Source organism: Sulfitobacter aestuariivivens (genome assembly GCF_014763045.1).
In the GTDB taxonomy this organism is placed as follows: domain Bacteria; phylum Pseudomonadota; class Alphaproteobacteria; order Rhodobacterales; family Rhodobacteraceae; genus Sulfitobacter; species Sulfitobacter aestuariivivens.
On sequence record NZ_JACTAG010000002.1, the window covers coordinates 519,625 to 535,409 of the forward strand.

General features: G+C 61.0%; 17 protein-coding genes. 9 read left to right on the plus strand and 8 right to left on the minus strand.

Annotation, left to right across the window (positions count from 1 at the left end):
- The first annotated feature begins 18 nt into the window (after positions 1–18).
- The 4 genes from H9Q16_RS12390 (at position 19) to recR (ending at position 3,192) form a co-directional block, all read left to right on the plus strand.
- Entirely contained in the window at positions 19–1,764 is a 1,746-nt protein-coding gene (locus H9Q16_RS12390) for a DNA polymerase III subunit gamma/tau (protein ID WP_191075743.1), read from the plus strand.
- Positions 1,740–2,138, plus strand: a complete 399-nt coding sequence (locus H9Q16_RS12395) for a hypothetical protein (RefSeq protein ID WP_191075744.1) — start codon at positions 1,740–1,742, stop codon at positions 2,136–2,138. Before H9Q16_RS12390 ends, H9Q16_RS12395 begins: the two co-directional genes overlap by 25 nt.
- A 12-nt stretch (positions 2,139–2,150) precedes the next feature.
- Positions 2,151–2,495, plus strand: a complete 345-nt coding sequence (locus H9Q16_RS12400; RefSeq protein ID WP_191075745.1) for a YbaB/EbfC family nucleoid-associated protein — start codon at positions 2,151–2,153, stop codon at positions 2,493–2,495.
- Between the two features lie 103 nt (positions 2,496–2,598).
- Positions 2,599–3,192: a recombination mediator RecR gene (recR, locus tag H9Q16_RS12405; protein ID WP_191075746.1), complete on the plus strand. Its 594-nt coding sequence runs from the start codon at positions 2,599–2,601 to the stop codon at positions 3,190–3,192.
- A gap of 35 nt (positions 3,193–3,227) precedes the next feature.
- On the opposite strand, the gene H9Q16_RS12410 is transcribed toward recR, so the two are convergent.
- Positions 3,228–4,331 (minus strand): endonuclease/exonuclease/phosphatase family protein, encoded by a 1,104-nt coding sequence (locus H9Q16_RS12410; RefSeq protein ID WP_191075747.1) that lies wholly within the window; start codon positions 4,329–4,331, stop codon positions 3,228–3,230.
- A gap of 132 nt (positions 4,332–4,463) precedes the next feature.
- Positions 4,464–5,234, minus strand: coding sequence for a DUF1013 domain-containing protein (locus H9Q16_RS12415; protein ID WP_191075748.1), 771 nt, complete (start codon positions 5,232–5,234; stop codon positions 4,464–4,466).
- Positions 5,235–5,358: 124 nt separating this feature from the next.
- Between H9Q16_RS12415 and H9Q16_RS12420 the strand changes: the two genes are divergently transcribed.
- A complete protein-coding gene (locus H9Q16_RS12420) occupies positions 5,359–6,000 on the plus strand; it encodes a ribonuclease T2 family protein (RefSeq protein WP_191075749.1) in 642 nt (213 codons plus the stop codon).
- A gap of 292 nt (positions 6,001–6,292) precedes the next feature.
- On the opposite strand, the gene H9Q16_RS12425 is transcribed toward H9Q16_RS12420, so the two are convergent.
- On the minus strand, positions 6,293–7,282 hold the full coding sequence (locus tag H9Q16_RS12425; protein ID WP_191075750.1) for an NAD(P)H-quinone oxidoreductase: 990 nt from the start codon (positions 7,280–7,282) through the stop codon (positions 6,293–6,295).
- Between the two features lie 134 nt (positions 7,283–7,416).
- Here H9Q16_RS12425 and H9Q16_RS12430 point away from each other — a divergent pair, with 134 nt between their 5' ends.
- Together H9Q16_RS12430 and H9Q16_RS12435 are read left to right on the plus strand one after the other, a co-directional pair.
- A complete protein-coding gene (locus tag H9Q16_RS12430) occupies positions 7,417–8,625 on the plus strand; it encodes an AMP-binding protein (RefSeq protein WP_191075751.1) in 1,209 nt (402 codons plus the stop codon).
- Entirely contained in the window at positions 8,622–9,725 is a 1,104-nt protein-coding gene (locus tag H9Q16_RS12435) for an acetyl-CoA C-acyltransferase (protein ID WP_191075752.1), read from the plus strand. Before H9Q16_RS12430 ends, H9Q16_RS12435 begins: the two co-directional genes overlap by 4 nt.
- On the opposite strand, the gene H9Q16_RS12440 is transcribed toward H9Q16_RS12435, so the two are convergent.
- The 4 genes from H9Q16_RS12440 to H9Q16_RS12455 form a co-directional block, all read right to left on the minus strand.
- Complete coding sequence (locus H9Q16_RS12440; protein ID WP_191075753.1) at positions 9,714–10,259, minus strand: biotin transporter BioY; 546 nt, start codon at positions 10,257–10,259, stop codon at positions 9,714–9,716. The genes H9Q16_RS12435 and H9Q16_RS12440 overlap by 12 nt on opposite strands.
- Positions 10,260–10,339: 80 nt before the next feature.
- Complete coding sequence (locus H9Q16_RS12445; RefSeq protein ID WP_191075754.1) at positions 10,340–10,936, minus strand: energy-coupling factor transporter transmembrane component T family protein; 597 nt, start codon at positions 10,934–10,936, stop codon at positions 10,340–10,342.
- Complete coding sequence (locus H9Q16_RS12450; protein WP_191075755.1) at positions 10,911–11,645, minus strand: energy-coupling factor ABC transporter ATP-binding protein; 735 nt, start codon at positions 11,643–11,645, stop codon at positions 10,911–10,913. Before H9Q16_RS12450 ends, H9Q16_RS12445 begins: the two co-directional genes overlap by 26 nt.
- A gap of 71 nt (positions 11,646–11,716) precedes the next feature.
- On the minus strand, positions 11,717–12,415 hold the full coding sequence (locus tag H9Q16_RS12455; RefSeq protein ID WP_191075756.1) for a COQ9 family protein: 699 nt from the start codon (positions 12,413–12,415) through the stop codon (positions 11,717–11,719).
- A gap of 116 nt (positions 12,416–12,531) precedes the next feature.
- Here H9Q16_RS12455 and rpsU point away from each other — a divergent pair, with 116 nt between their 5' ends.
- Positions 12,532–12,738 carry a 30S ribosomal protein S21 gene (rpsU, locus tag H9Q16_RS12460; protein ID WP_138662421.1) on the plus strand — a complete coding sequence of 69 codons (207 nt, stop codon included), beginning with the start codon at positions 12,532–12,534 and terminating at the stop codon, positions 12,736–12,738.
- A gap of 136 nt (positions 12,739–12,874) precedes the next feature.
- On the plus strand, positions 12,875–13,684 hold the full coding sequence (locus H9Q16_RS12465) for a phytanoyl-CoA dioxygenase family protein (RefSeq protein ID WP_191075757.1): 810 nt from the start codon (positions 12,875–12,877) through the stop codon (positions 13,682–13,684).
- Between the two features lie 25 nt (positions 13,685–13,709).
- On the opposite strand, the gene H9Q16_RS12470 is transcribed toward H9Q16_RS12465, so the two are convergent.
- Complete coding sequence (locus tag H9Q16_RS12470) at positions 13,710–15,668, minus strand: bifunctional 2',3'-cyclic-nucleotide 2'-phosphodiesterase/3'-nucleotidase (protein ID WP_191075758.1); 1,959 nt, start codon at positions 15,666–15,668, stop codon at positions 13,710–13,712.
- Positions 15,669–15,785: the final 117 nt, after the last annotated feature.

Genomic DNA, 15,785 nt, shown 5'->3' on the forward strand with positions numbered 1-15,785 from the left:
CCTGCGAACGGACCCCTGATGACCGACACCACTGCCTACCGCGTATTGGCCCGCAAGTACCGGCCCGAAACCTTTGCCGACCTCGTCGGTCAGGACGCGATGGTGCGCACCCTGAAAAACGCGTTCGACGCGGATCGCATCGCGCAGGCCTTCATCATGACGGGCATCCGTGGCACCGGCAAAACCACCACCGCCCGGATCATCGCCAAGGGGATGAACTGCATCGGCCCCGATGGCACCAGTGGCCCGACGACCGACCCCTGCGGCCAATGCGAACACTGCGTGGCAATCATGGAAGGCCGCCATGTCGACGTGATGGAAATGGACGCGGCCTCAAACACCGGCGTCGCCAACATCCGCGAAATCATCGACAGCGTGCACTACCGCGCGGCCTCGGCCCGCTACAAGGTCTATATCATCGACGAAGTGCACATGCTCTCGACAGGGGCCTTCAACGCGCTTCTGAAAACGCTCGAAGAGCCGCCCGAACACGTCAAATTCATCTTTGCCACGACCGAAATCCGCAAGGTCCCGGTGACGGTCCTGTCGCGCTGCCAGCGCTTTGATCTGCGCCGGATCGAACCTGAGGTGATGATCGCCCTGATGCGCAAGATCGCCAGCGCCGAAGGTGCCGAAATCGCCGAGGACGCGCTGGCGCTGATCACCCGCGCCGCCGAAGGGTCGGTGCGCGATGCAACCTCCCTTCTGGATCAGGCCATCAGCCACGGCGCGGGCGAAACCACAGCCGATCAGGTCCGCGCCATGCTGGGGCTGGCCGACCGGGGCCGGGTGCTTGACCTCTTTGACATGATCCTCAAAGGGGATGCTGCCGCAGCACTCACAGAACTCTCCGGTCAGTACGCGGACGGTGCCGACCCAATGGCGGTGCTGCGCGATCTGGCGGAAATCACGCATTGGGTCTCGGTGGTGAAAATCACGCCCGAGGCCGCCGAAGATCCCACCGTGTCACCCGAGGAACGCAGCCGTGGCATGGCCATGGCCGACGCGCTGCCCATGCGGGTGCTCACGCGCCTTTGGCAAATGCTACTCAAAGCGCTCGATGAGGTCGCCAGCGCCCCCAACGCCATGATGGCGGCAGAGATGGCGGTCATCCGTCTGACCCATGTGGCCGATCTGCCCAGCCCCGAAGAACTGGTGCGCAAACTCCAAAACGCCACCCCGCCACCGGCGCCCTCGGCAGCCCCGTCCGGCGCCTCTGGCGGACCGACATCTGCACCGACACAATACCGACGCGATACCGACGTGATACCGACGTCCGCAACGCCCGGTCCAACGGCGGCCCTCGCAACACAGGCCGACGCAGCACTGGCCCGGTTTCCAACCTTCGATCACGTCGTCGAACTGATCCGCGCCAACCGCGACGTCAAGCTTCTGGTCGAGGTCGAAACCACGTTGCGTCTGGCCGCCTACCAGCCCGGCCGCATCGAGTTTACACCTACGGACAAGGCCCCGCGCGACCTCGCCCAGCGCCTTGGCCACCGCCTGCAAAGCTGGACGGGCAACCGCTGGGCCGTCACGGTGGTGAATGGCGCTGATGCCGAAACCATCGCCGAAGTGCGCGACGCCGCCGACAACGCATTGAAATCAAAGGCACATAATCACCCGCTTATGCAAGCCGTGCTGGCGCAGTTCCCCAAGGCCCGCATCACCGCCATTCGCACACCCGAACAAATCGCGGCGGATGCCGTGCAAGAGGCCCTGCCAGAAGTCGAGGATGAATGGGACCCGTTCGAGGAGGATTGATCCTGTCGCTCGCCCCCCTGCCCGCCCTGGCAGAGGTCTGTGACAAGGTGCGCCCCCTGTGGCAGGCAGGCAGCCCGGCCACCGCGTGGGACGAACTTGTGGGCCTCATGGCCACCCCGCCATCCCTGGCGCTCCTGCTCGCCTCCGCGCTCGTCATCCGCTTCCGCCACCAATGGACCGCCCTCATCGTCGTTGTGCTCTGGTCCTTCTGGGTATCCGCTGTTGCACACTACGGCCGCGACGGTGAAATCGAACGGGCCGCGCTGGCAGAAGGGTGCATCGGCAGTCCCGCCTTGTTCATCCTCGCTGTCACTGCGATATGTGGCGCAATGATCCTCTATACCACACGCCGCCCCGCGCGGCCTTCAGACTGATCGGAGACAGACATGCTCAAAGGACTAGGCGGCCTCGGCGATATGGCCGGAATGATGAAAAAGGCGCAGGAAATGCAGGGTAAGATGGCCCAGTTGCAAGAAGATATGGCCAATATCACCGTTACCGGCGAATCCGGCGCGGGCCTGGTAAAGGCAACCGCCACGGCCAAGGGCGACCTGAAGGCGCTCGACATCGACCCCTCCATCTTCAACGGCGACGACAAGGAAGTTGTCGAAGACCTGATCCTCGCCGCTATCAAGGATGCGCAAACCAAAGCGACCGAGCGCAGCCAGGAAGAAATGCGCAAGCTGACCGAAGGCCTCGGCCTGCCCGCTGACATGAAACTCCCCTTCTGACACCACCAAGGCGCAGGGCCGCACCTCCTAGACCGGGCACAGCCCTGCCCTTTCACCCTTTTTCAAATACCTGAATCCCGAAATGCGCTTCGAAAGCAACCGCTTGAGTTCAACCCGCGACATCGACGCCCTGATCGAAATGATGGCAAAATTACCGGGCCTTGGCCCCCGGTCCGCCCGGCGCGCGGTGCTGCATCTCATCCGCAAACGCGCGCTGCTGCTGACCCCCCTGGCTGACCTGATGCAGACCGTGGCTGCCACTGCACGCGAATGCCTCAACTGCGGCAACGTCGGCACTTCGGATGTCTGCGACATCTGCACATCGGAAAAACGCGCCAACGGTGAGCTATGCGTGGTTGAAGACGTGGCCGATCTCTGGGCGATGGAACGTTCGGGCGTCTTCAAAGGGCGCTATCACGTATTGGGCGGCACGCTCAGCGCTCTTGATGCCATCGGTCCCCAGGAACTGCGCATCCCCCGCCTGATTGACCGGGTCGCAAGCGAAGGCATCACCGAGGTGATCCTCGCGCTCAACGCCACCATCGACGGGCAGACAACGGCTCATTACATCGCGGATCAACTGGACGGTCAGGTGCAACTGACCTCACTCGCCCAAGGCGTCCCAATCGGAGGAGAGCTCGACTATCTCGACGATGGCACGATCACGGCCGCGATGCGCGCGCGCAAGCAGATCTAGATCACGCTGCTGGCGCACATGCGATCATCAATACCCTAATTCTCGTCTTCCCAATCAGACCCGATCGGCTCCCGGTCGCGTCGACGTTCTGCGATGATCTCGCGCTTGGCCTGCACAACCTCGCCCACTTCGGCATCGCCAGGGTCTGAATTTATCGAGGCGGTATCGGCCAACACCAAGCTGAACCACATCGGGAAATGGTCTGACCCGATCTTGCGCTCCCGCGCCATCTCGATCAGGCGAAATTGCGCATCGTGAAACAGATGATCCAGCGGCCACCGCATCCACGGCATCGTCGCACTGAAGGTATTGTAGAACCCCCGTCCGACACGAGGATCCAACAGCCGCGACAGACGCTGGAACCGGCGCGTCGTGGTGGACCAAGCCACATCGTTCAAATCCCCTGAAACCACACAGGGCAGATCATCCTTGGTGGCTTCAAGACCCACCATCGCAATCTCACTGTCACGTCCAATCGTGTCGTGATCAATCACCGGCGGTTCCGGATGCACGACATACAACCGGATCTTTCGGCCGTCGCGCAGTGAAAGAGTCGTCCGAATGGACGGAACATCCTTCGTGATCAATTCACGGACCTCGGTCTCGGACAAGGCCAGTCGGGACATCAGACATAAGCCATACCCGTTGTCCTTTGGCACTTCGACCCACGCCTCGTATTCATCAGTCAGCCCTGATTTCAGCGCGTCGATCCATTTGGCATCCGTTTCAATCGCCATGACAACGTCCGGCTGGCGTTCCTTGATGAGGCCGATCAGGCGCGGATAATCCCGGTTAGATTGCTTTACGTTTGCTGCCAATACACTGATCTGAGCCTCTTTTCGCGCCAGCAATTCGCGATCCGCTTCAACCGACTGGCGCGGCCAGACCGGGGTAAACTTGATGATAAAAATCGCCTGGATCAAAGCGACAACACCCATCGCAATCAGGCCGATCCCCCAATTGTCTGGCTGGAAGTACCAAAAAGCAAGCATCGCGACCAGCGCCACACCCAAGAACTGCTCGCGCGGAAAGGCAAGACCCTGGATCGACCCATGTGACACCTTTGTAAAGGGCAGCGCCGTTGCCACCACCAACACGCCGGTTACAGTCCAAAGTACGATGATTGCCGCAAAAGTCATCTCAAGCCCCCGACCGTCTGACGCGGTCTCATCTCTTGTAACGCAGAAGGGGCGCAGGGTTGATCCCGCGCCCCTCGATACAAACGTCAGGTTTGCCGCAATGGTTCCTGAACCAAGGCGAGCTCCCTTGTGTCACGACTTTGACTCTTCATCCTCATCGTCATCATGGGTGCCATCGGGCAGCGTGAAAAAGCTGTCAGCGTCAGAGTAATCGCCCTTCTGCCCCTCTTCCTCCGCCTCATCATCGTTGCCAGACAAGGTGAACGTCTCCAGCCCCTCAATGGCCGTTGGGATCTTGGGTTCGGCATCCATACCCAAGCTTTGCTCAGTGCTGACCAGCTTGCGCCGCTCGTCATCTGACATGACCTCACCTTCTTTGGCCTTTTTGGCAGCGGCCTTTTGAACAGCGGCATCTAGCTCGGATTGCTTGCACAGTCCCAACGCCACCGGGTCGATGGGCTGGATGTTCGAGATGTTCCAGTGCGTGCGCTCGCGGATCGCCTGGATCGTCGGCTTGGTCGTGCCCACCAACTTACTGATCTGACCGTCCGTCAGTTCTGGATGAAACTTCACCAGCCAAAGGATGGACGCAGGCCGGTCCTGACGTTTGCTGAGCGGCGTATACCGCGGGCCGCGACGCTTTTCTTCGCCTTGCGCGGCGGCATTGAACTTGAGCTTCAGCTTGTGCAGCGGGTCGGCCTGAGCCGCGTCGATCTCCTCTTGCGTCAGCTGGTTGTTGGCGATCGGATCAAAACCCTTTACGCCTTGCGCGACATCGCCGTCGGCAATGCCCTGCACTTCCAATTCGTGCATGCCGACGAAATCAGCGATCTGTTTGAAATTGATGGTCGTGTTATCCACCAGCCAGACGGCCGTGGCTTTCGCCATGATCGGTTTTGCCATTTTACTCTCCTTTAGTCACACCTCTCCCGTCGCCTGAAAGGGCTTTCCCGGGGGCCGGAACGGTTTCCATTGTGGGGGAACTTGAGCGCCTTATAGTGCCGTAAACTGCATAAGGAAAGCCCCAATGCGCACCCTGCTCGCCGCCCTTCTGACGTTCACACTTTTCGCTCCGAAACTGCATGCCGAAGACAATGTGGCAGGGGTCTTTGACTATTACGTTCTCTCCCTCAGCTGGTCTCCGAACTGGTGTGCGCGGGAAGGCAAGGCGCGCAACTCGCCTCAATGCGAAGCCGACCGTGATCACGGCTGGATCCTCCACGGCCTCTGGCCACAATACCATCGCGGCTATCCTGCCTTTTGTCGCACAACCGAACGCCCGCCCTCGCGCAGGATGACAACTGCCATGGCTGACATCATGGGCACGAGTGGTCTGGCCTGGCATCAATGGCGCAAACACGGGGTCTGCACGGGCCTCCCCGCTGCTGCGTACTACGCCCTCTCACGGGAGGCCTACGCTCAAATCAACCGGCCCGAGATTTTCCGCAAGCTACAGCGCAGCGTCCGCCTGCCCGCTTCCGTGGTGGAAGAGGCATTCCTGCAGTCGAACCCAAATCTGGAGGCGGACGGCATCACGATCACCTGCCGTGACGGGGACATTCAGGAAGCCCGCATCTGCCTGTCAAGAAACCTGCAACCAGTGCCCTGCGGCCAAGACGTGGTGCGTGACTGCAAAATGCGCGACGCCCGTTTCCAACCCATAGAATAACGTCTCAGCCCACAGCCTTCGGTGCGGCTGCGGGACGCTCCGCGGGGGAATATTTTGGCCAGAGAAAGTAACGGTCCGTTAACCTACAGCCGTTTTTCTCTGATCGCGGTACAGCTGTGGAAGGCGATGACCGCGCCAGGGAAAGAACCTTTGGTTCATCCCGAGGGGGGCCACCGCGCCCTCCTCTTTCTCTGGCCGGAACATTCCCAGAGCGCGAGACAGCGTCTCGCAAATCGATTTGTCGGAGACAAATCCACAATGTCATGCCGCGGGCTTGCCCGCGTCCTTTTGGTCAATCGCCAGCGACCCGCAGAACAATCTTGCCGATGTGCCCGCTGCTCTCCATTCGGGCGTGGGCTTTGGCGGCATCTTCCAATGAAAACTCACTGTCCATCACCGGGGCAACGCGCCCCTTGTCCAGCAATGGCCAGACAGCCTCGCGCAGATCCTGCGCGATACGCGCCTTCGCCAGATCGCTTTGCGGGCGCAGGGTTGAACCAGTCATCGTCAACCGTCGCGTCATCAGCGTAGCGAAGTTCACTTCTACTTTCGGACCCTGTAGAAAGGCGATCTGCACCAGCCGGCCATCTTCCGCCAGCGCCGTGAGGTTGCGCGGGATGTACTCCCCTCCAACCATATCCAAAATCAGATCGGCCCCGCCTTGCGCCTTCAGGATCTCGACAAAATCAGCCTCACGGTAATTGATTGCGTGCTCGGCGCCCAGATCTGCGCAGGCCGCACATTTCTCATCGGTTCCGGCCGTGGCAAAGACCCGGGCGCCAAAGGCTTGGGCCAATTGGATGGCCGTCGTTCCAATGCCGGAGGAACCACCATGCACCAGAAATACCTCACCCGCCGACAGCTTGCCGCGCATGAACACGTTAGACCAAACGGTAAAGAAGGTCTCCGGCAAACAGGAGGCTTCTTTCAGGCCCAGTCCATCCGGCACGGGCAGGCAATGCGCCGCAGGGGTCGCGACATATTCTGCATAACCACCACCAGGCAACAGGGCGCAAACCTGATCGCCTGCTGCAAACTCTGTCACGCCAGAGCCCACGCTCACGACCTCACCTGCGGCTTCCAACCCCGGAAGATCACTGGCGGTGGGCGGGGGCGCATACATGCCTGCCCGCTGCAACGCGTCGGGTCGGTTAACGCCGGCATAAGCCACTTTGATCACCACCTGTCCATGACCCGGCTCTGGCCGTTGCCGCGTCGCAAGCTGTAGCACATCCGGCCCGCCCGGTTTGGTGATTTCAACGACGCGCATGTCATGGCTCATGGAGGTTTTTCCTTTTGCTGATCTGATCCTTAACATAGGCTCCGATCCCGCGCCCGACACCTATAATCCACAGAGATGGTGCGTGGTGCACGATTTTGCTAGGCCTGCGATCAAAATTGGGGAATGCAGATCACGTGACGCGCAAGGATATGTTCAGATGGCACGATGCCGCCCGTTTTTTTGTCGGTGAGACCGCGATCAAGCGCGCCAAATGCACCGCAACGTCAGACTTTCGCGTCATCCCGGCGCAGCTGCCCGAAAGGGCCCTTCGCGGGCTGGCCGAGGCCGTGCAGGCCCATCAGAGCTTCTGCGTCGCCCCACCCTCTTTCACCGAATCTATCCGTGCTACGCCACCTGATTTCCTGACATTCACCGGCGGCACGTCCGGTCCGCCCAAGGTCATTCGCCGCAGCCAGACGTCCTGGATCGCAAGCTTTGAAGAAAACCAAAACCTGTTCGGTCTGACCCGCGATGATACACTGGCCACGCTGGGCGACCTTGTGCATTCATTGAGCCTTTACGCTGTGCTGGAGGCGATGCACATCGGCATGGATGCACATCTGCTGACGGGACTGCGCCCGAGAGCGCAACGCGAAGCACTGGTCCGCCACGCTGCCACCATTCTTTATGCCACGCCTGCACAGCTGATGGCCCTGACGGCAGGCGCTCAGGACCAGACGCTGCCGGACCTGCGCCTGATTCTGAGCGGCGGAGGCAGGCTGACAGCGGATCTGCGCGGCATGTGTCAGCGCGTGTGCCCCAACGCGGATATCCGGCAGTTCTATGGCTCGGCGGAAACAAGTTTCGTCACGATATCGGATGCCAATACACCATCAGGAAGCGTCGGGCGCGCCTATCCCGGTGTGACCCTTGCGGTCCACAACGGGGAAGTCTGGGTCCGCAGCCCATACCTTTTTGACGGCTACGCCGCAGGCTCCAGTCCGGATAGCCGCTGGCAGGACGCCGCCCTCACCATCGGAGAAATGGGCCGGCTGGATCCAAAAGGCTATCTCTGGCTCGACGGGCGGCGCGGTCGCATGGTGACGATTTCGGATCAGAATGTCTTTCCTGAACAGATTGAGGACGCGGTATCGCAAGCGTTTCCGGGTCTCATCTGCGTGATCCTGCCGATTCCAGACAAAACGCGCGGTCATCGCCTGACCGCGATCTTGCAGGCCCCAGATGACACGGACCTCCCTGAACGGGTCACGCACTTCCTGCAGGATAGATTCAAAAATCTGATCGCGCCGCAGCGGGTACTGGTTCACCCGGACATACCGCAGCTGCCGTCGGGCAAGCCCGATCTGCCCGCACTTGCGGCCTGGGTGGAGGACCGCCGATGACTGCCTATATCGCCGCCGCCTGCCGCAGCCCCGTCGCCCCGCGCGGCGGTGGGTTTGCGGCTCTTTCGCTGGACGCTCTTGGCGCGCCAGTTCTGTTGGCCGCCCTTGCTCAGGCCAATCTGACCCCGCGCGACGTGGACGAGGTGATCTTGAGCAACGCGCTTGGTGCAGGCGGCAATCCCGCGCGCATCGTGGCGCTGGCTGCCGGTTTGCCGGATCACGTCGCGGGGCTCAGCATTGATCGACAATGCGCAGGGGGTATGGATGCAATCCTACTGGCAAGGATGATGGTTCTGGCAGGAGAGGCGGATGTCGTGGTGGCCGGCGGTGTGGAAAGCTACTCTCGCCGCCCGGTGCGCTTGCGCACGCATCCGGACGGACGTCCGCCAGAAGCATATGATCAGGCGTCATTTACCCCTTGGCCTGACCGTGATCCCCACATGACGGCAGCTGCCGCAGCGCTGGCTCGCAGTACCGGTATTTCACGTGCAAGCCAGGATAACTGGGCGATGACGAGCCATGCCAAAGCCCGCGCTGCCATCGCTTCCCCCGGAGAAATGATCGTTCTGGAAAAGCTTGAGCGCGACACCTTTACCCGAAATCTGACGCCGCAATTGTGCCAGCGCGCCCGCGTTTTGAGTGGATCGGTGACAACGGCAAACACCGCCGTCGCCGCGGATGCAGCAGCATTCTGCGTCGTTGTCTCGGAAAAGATCGCCGCGCGCGCCAGTCGTGCGGGAATGGTCGAGATCATCGCAGGCGCGACCCGCGGCAGCACGCCCGAGCAGCCCGGTACGGCCCCCTTGGTGGCGATCCGGGAGGTATTGTCGCGGTGTGGCGTGACGCCACAAGCGCTCAGCGCTGCAGAAGTCATGGAAGCCTATGCCGTGCAGGCGATTGCCTGTGTTGAAGGGGCCGGGATCGACCCCGAAATCGTCAATACGGACGGAGGTGCCTTGGCACGTGGGCATCCAATCGGAGCGTCAGGGGCGATCAACGCCGTGCGGCTTTATCACAGGCTGCGGGCGCACCCGGGCACAGGACTGGCCACCATCGCAGCAGCAGGTGGTATCGGAACGGCGATGATTCTACGCGCGTGACAGCAGACTTGCAGGCCGCGCCCGGGCGATCCCGGCCGTAACGAATGCCGCAAACACCATCTTGATAAAGTCGCCAGGGACAAAGACGCTGTCCACCACGATCGCCTCTATCAGACCAAGGTTGAGCACGACCATCAGACCGACGATCCCACACAGATGCACCACCACAATGCCGCCCAAGGTGGCCGCCACGCCCGCCGTCAGACCGATTGACAGGCCCTGCATCCGCTCCATCACCAGACCGGTCACAAATGCACCCAGCACATATCCCACCAGATACCCCGCCGATCCGGTCGCAAAGATGCCCAGACCGCCGCGGCCGCCCGCCAGCAGCGGCAGCCCCATCGCCACAAGCCCGACGAACAGCAGCGCAGCCAATCCCCCTCGTTTAGACCCCAAAACGGTTCCGCACAGCATGATACCGAGGCTTTGCGCGGTGATCGGAACGCCATAGGCGAGGGTCAATTGAGGGATCAGGCCAAGGGCCGCGATAAGCGCGGTAAAAAGCGCAATCAGGGTAACGGAACGTTCCATGGGGGGTCCTCTTGGGCGCAATGGCGCAGCGGTGTCGGCTGAGTATGAGGAGGCACTTGCAGGGTCAACCCTATTCTCGGTCACAAACCGCCGCGTGCGCGTAGGGCCTCGGCCACATGCTCTGCGTCATCGATTGCCAATACTGCAAAGGGAAGAATGATGCGCCAGCCGACCCGTTGCGTGGCCCGTGCGCGCCAGGACTGACGCAACAGGCGGCCTTTGTCAGCCAGTACCGGCGTGAACCGGATGACCAACGCGACAGCCAGCTCGACCCCCTTGGTCTGAAGTCCGAAAACCGTCAATGGTGTCAAAAGCCACCGCATGACATCGACCATATCGCTCAGTCGTGTTGTCATCGTTACCAGATTCGCCAACCCGACTGCGGTGATCATACGCAGCGCGATCTGCACCCCTTCGACAGCGGCACCTGTCAGCACATGCCACGCGACCACCAGCACGACGAAGGGCCACAGCATGCTGAGCCGCCTCAGGCCCGTGCGCAGGAATTGCCGCCCTGGTGCGGCATAAAGCGCCAGCATTCCCGCGCAAAACCCCATATGCCAAATCAGCCCGTCCACCGCAAAAAGAACAATGGTTGCGGCACAAAGCACCGCCAGTTTGGCTCCGGCCGGCCAGCCATGCGCGCGTGTCTCAACCGGCGAGGTCAGAGAGATCATCGGCTCCTCCCAGCGTTGTCATGTGTGCGGTGAAAGTGGGCACGACCTCTGATGCAGGACCGTCCTGCACCATCGCACCCCGCTCAAGCCATATCACGCGGTCGTATCCCTTCAGCATGTCGGGCTGATGGGTGATCATCACGATGGTCAAATCCAGCCCCGCCAGCACCCTCTGCAATTGCAGGGTGGTGGGCATATCGAGCCCGGCAAAGGGTTCATCCAGCACGATCACCCGGGGGTTCATGACCAGCACGGACATCAAACAGACCAATTGCCGCTGCCCCTGCGACAGCAGATTGACAGCGGCGCTGGCCCAATGGGCTTTGCCGAACCGCCGCAGCACGGCCGCAACGCCGTCGGCGACCTCAGCCTTGTTTCGGCCCATCTGCGCAAGTCCGAAACCGATCTCTTCTTCGACCGTTGGAAAAATGATCTGGTGGTCCGGGTTCTGAAAGAGAATGCCGATCACGCCCAGCGCCCCCTTCCGGTCCCGCGCCACGTCGACATCTGCAATCCGCACGGTGCCGCGATCAGCAGGGACCAGCCCGGCCATGAGCCGCGCAAGCGACGTCTTGCCCGATCCGTTACGACCCAACACGCCGATCCGTCGCTCGCGCGCCTTCAGGGTCAAATCATCAATGACCATCAGCCCGTCTGGCGAATAGCTGACACCATCAAGCGAAATCAGGGGGCGGTCATCAGTTGGCATGCAGGCAAGTCTCTGAACCTATGGACTGTCTGACCGCGCCTTATCACCCTGATGGGGTCAGGAAAACCGGATTAGCGCCGTGGGGTAGTCCACGATCCCGGCATGTCCCCTTTTGGAAACCGCGTCGGTGCCTTGATATGGCTCAGAAACCAGTTCGGACCGATCATCAGCTTGCTCAGCGTCGGGCTGTTTCGCACCTGCGCTTTCACTTTTTCGATCTGCATCACATCGTCAATACGTCGGTCAAGAAACGCCCAGGTCTTCGCATCGTCTTCACTGGTATCGCCCAGCCAGTACAGGATGGTGGCGGAATAAACCCCGCTGAGCGTTGCCCGCTTGGTGTACCAATTCACGTCATCTGACGTATCGCCCAGCGTTTCCCAGATTGCATCACAAGTGCCCCAAACCAGCTTGGCCCCATCTGGCGCATACTGCGGCAGGGCAAAAAGAGTGGTACCCCGGCGCACCAGTTCCTTGTCCGGCACGACCTGCAGGCGCAACTGTACCGCCCGGGCGATCCGGTCGCGAAAGCGCATGTCGGTCAGATTCTCCGATTTCAGCCCTTCGATCATCTGCGCGTCGCCGCGCTTGTGATAGGCAACCGCCAGATCGACCGCACCGCGCGGACAGACCGCCCGTGCGACGGTCTTGTCGATCTCCGCATCGCGTCGCGCGGCGGCAAAGGTGGCGGGCGACCACCCATCAAAGGGCACATGATCCAGTGCGGCATCCAGCAAACGTTCCTTGGGGTCGGCAGGTGTATCCGTCATGGTGCGGGCTCCTTTAAAGTGGCTGATCAATGGCTGGACAAACGGAATATAGCTTGTTATAGCCCGGTTTCCTGCAAATCCTTGCAACTTTATCCTAGAAAGGTGGTGACAACCACATGCAGGTTAGTGTTCGCGACAACAATGTCGATCAGGCGCTCCGCGCCCTGAAGAAGAAGCTGCAGCGCGAAGGCGTGTTCCGTGAAATGAAGCTCAAGCAACATTTCGAGAAACCCTCCGAGAAACGCGCTCGCGAGAAAGCTGAAGCGATCCGCCGTGCCCGCAAGCTGGCACGCAAAAAAGCACAACGCGAAGGGATGATGTAAATCGTCCGACGCGAGATGCGTTTGAAATCACGAAACCCCCGTAGCCGGTCGGCTGCGGGGGTTTTGTTTTAGCCATGGCTCGACAGGGCACCGGTCGCTCCCCTACGCTGAGCATGATCAGGTAAAGGAGCGCGCCATGGCCTACACCCCTATCCGCGACATCACCGCCGCAGAGATTGAGACCTTTCAAACCGACGGCGTTGTCTGCCTGCGCGGTTTCTTTGATGCAGAGACTGTCCGGACCCTGCAGGACATGGCCGAGGAAAACACCCGCAACCCCAGCCCCATGGCGGTCGATGCCACCCGCGAGGGCAAGGGGCGGTTCTTTGGCGATACCTTCGTCTGGGATCATCACCCGCCGCTGAGACAGTTCATCTTCGATTCGCCCGCCGCCGACATGGCAGGGCGCATTCTGCAATCAGACAAGGTGAACGTGATCTTTGACCAGTTTCTGATAAAAGAACCGGGCACCTCCACCCCGACACTTTGGCACCACGACCAGACCTACTGGCCTGTGGCAGGCGATCAGGTCGCGACCATGTGGATCGCACTTGATCCGGTGACTGCGGCCACCGGGGCAGTGGAATACATCAAAGGCTCGCACCGCTGGGGGCAGCGGTTCAAGGCGGTCTCTTTCAAGGATCAGGACCTTTACAAGGAAGACCTGCCAGAAGTGCCCGATATCGACGCCAACCGCGATCGTTACGACTTTGTTCAGTATGAATTGGAGCCGGGAGACTGCACACTGCACCATGGGCTGACCCTGCACGGTGCGCCGGGCAATTCCAGTACCACACAAAAGCGCCGGGCCTATATCATACGCTGGGCCGGGGATGACGTGACCTATGATCCGCGCCCGAACCTGCAGCCCATGCTGCGCGATCCGGGCATAGCGGTGGGCGGGCCGCTGGATTGCGACCTCTTCCCGGTGGTGCGGGCGGGCTAGCCCCCTTTGCAGGGCCTTCGTCGGATCAGAGCGAGATGCGGAAACGGACGAAGCCGTCGTTGCCTTCGCCCGCTTCCTCGATGCTGACCCCCGGCACATCGGCCGCATAGGCGCGCGCTGCGGGACCGGTATCGAAAAGCACGGTCGTGCCGGGCATCGGCTTGAAGGTCCAGTTGGCATCAGCCCGCGGGCTGATCGTGCCCTTCTCGACGATATACCGCACGATCACATCGCGGTTGGTGTCGGGGCCTTCAAATACCGTGGTGTCGGGCGAGGCCCCGGGGAAATCCCCGCCACCACCGGCCCGGTAATTGTTGGTGGCGATGATGAACTCCGCATCCATCTCCAGCGGCGCGCCATTGTATTCCAGATTGACGATCCGAGAGGCGTCCACGTTCACCAGCACGCCCTTGGGATCGTATTTGGACGGCTGCGACAGGTCGATCTGATAGGACACACCGTCGATCACATCAAAGTTGTAGCTGGGGAAGGACGCATCGAGCAACGGCGCGTCCTGCGCGCCGGGTTCGATCTGGTTAAAGATGCCGGCAGACCTTTCCAGCCAGTCCTTGACCTGCTGGCCTGTCACGCGCACCGCGCGGGCGGTGTTGGGATAGAGGTACAGGTCGGCCACGTTCTTAATCGCCACGTCCCCTTTGGGCACATCCGTGTAATACTCCGGCCCGCCGCGGCCCCCGGCCTTGAAGGGGGCAGCCGCCGACAGAATGGGCAGGCCTTCATGCTCGGTGCCTTTCATCATCTGCTCGATGTACCAAAGCTGCGCAATCGATACGATCTGCACCGAAGGATCATCGGCCACCAGCGCAAAGTAGCTGTGCAGTGGCGCATCCGTCTTGCCGACCGCGCGGCGGACATAGGCAAGCGTCTCGTCATGTTCCTTCTGGGCAGAGGCAAGCACCGCCTCATCGCTTTCGACCAGCGCCGTGATTGAGCGATCCTCGTTCCGCTTGGAAATCGGCCGCGCCTCTGACACGGCAGAAACCACGCGCCAGGCGCCGCCCTCTTTCTCGACGAGCAAATCAATCAGCCCCATATGGCTGCCCCAGAAGCCTCCCATCGTGGCGGGCGTCCCCATCAGGGTGCCTGCATCCACATCTGCCCCTGCAAAATCGGCATAGCCGGGCGAGGGGAAGACAAGATGACTGTGCCCGGTCAGAATGGCATCCACACCGTCAACGCCCGCCAGCGGTACGGCGGCGTTTTCCATTCCCTCCGAATGATCCGCCGCCCCGATCCCGGAGTGCGACAGGGCCACGATGATATCGGCCCCGGCCTCCTTCATCTGCGGAATATACGCCTTGGCCGTCTCGATGATATCGCGCGCCTGCACCTTGCCTTCCAGATGCCGCCGGTCCCAGTTCATGACCTGTGGGGGCACAAACCCGATGAGACCAACCTTGATGTCATGCTCGACGCCTTCACCATCGGTGACTTTGTGATCCATGATCACATAAGGCGGCAGCAGCGTCTTGTCCTTGGTGGGATCACTGCCCATCTCCAGCGCGATATTGGCACTGACCACCGGGAAATTGGCCCCAGCCAGCGATTTCATCAGAAAGTCGAGACCATAGTTGAACTCGTGATTGCCCAGCGTAGAGGCATCAAACCCCAGCGTGTTCATGGCCTGAATGATGGGGTGCATGTCCCCGTCCTTCATCCCGCGTTCATAGGCGATGAAATCGCCCATCGGGTTGCCCTGCAGGAAATCCCCATTGTCGATCAGCAGCGAATTGGTGGCCTCGTCCCGGATCCCCTTAATCAGCGACGCGGTGCGCGCCAGCCCGACCGTATCGCGCGGCTTGTCGGCATAATAGTCGTAGGGAAAGACATGCACATGCAGATCCGTCGTCTCCATGATGCGCAGATGCGCCTGATTGCCGGCGGCATGGGCAGAAAACGGGTGCAGCGCGATCAGGCCAGCGGTGCCTGCCAAAAAACCACGGCGGTTGATGTTGAGCGTCATGAGGAGAATCTCCTGTCAGGGAAGGTTAGCCCCAGTCTAAGACCTGCCCGCACCGGGGAAAAGCGCTCTTTCAACTTAGGCGGGTTTTGCGCCTGTTCACTGCCAGCTTTGCACCGC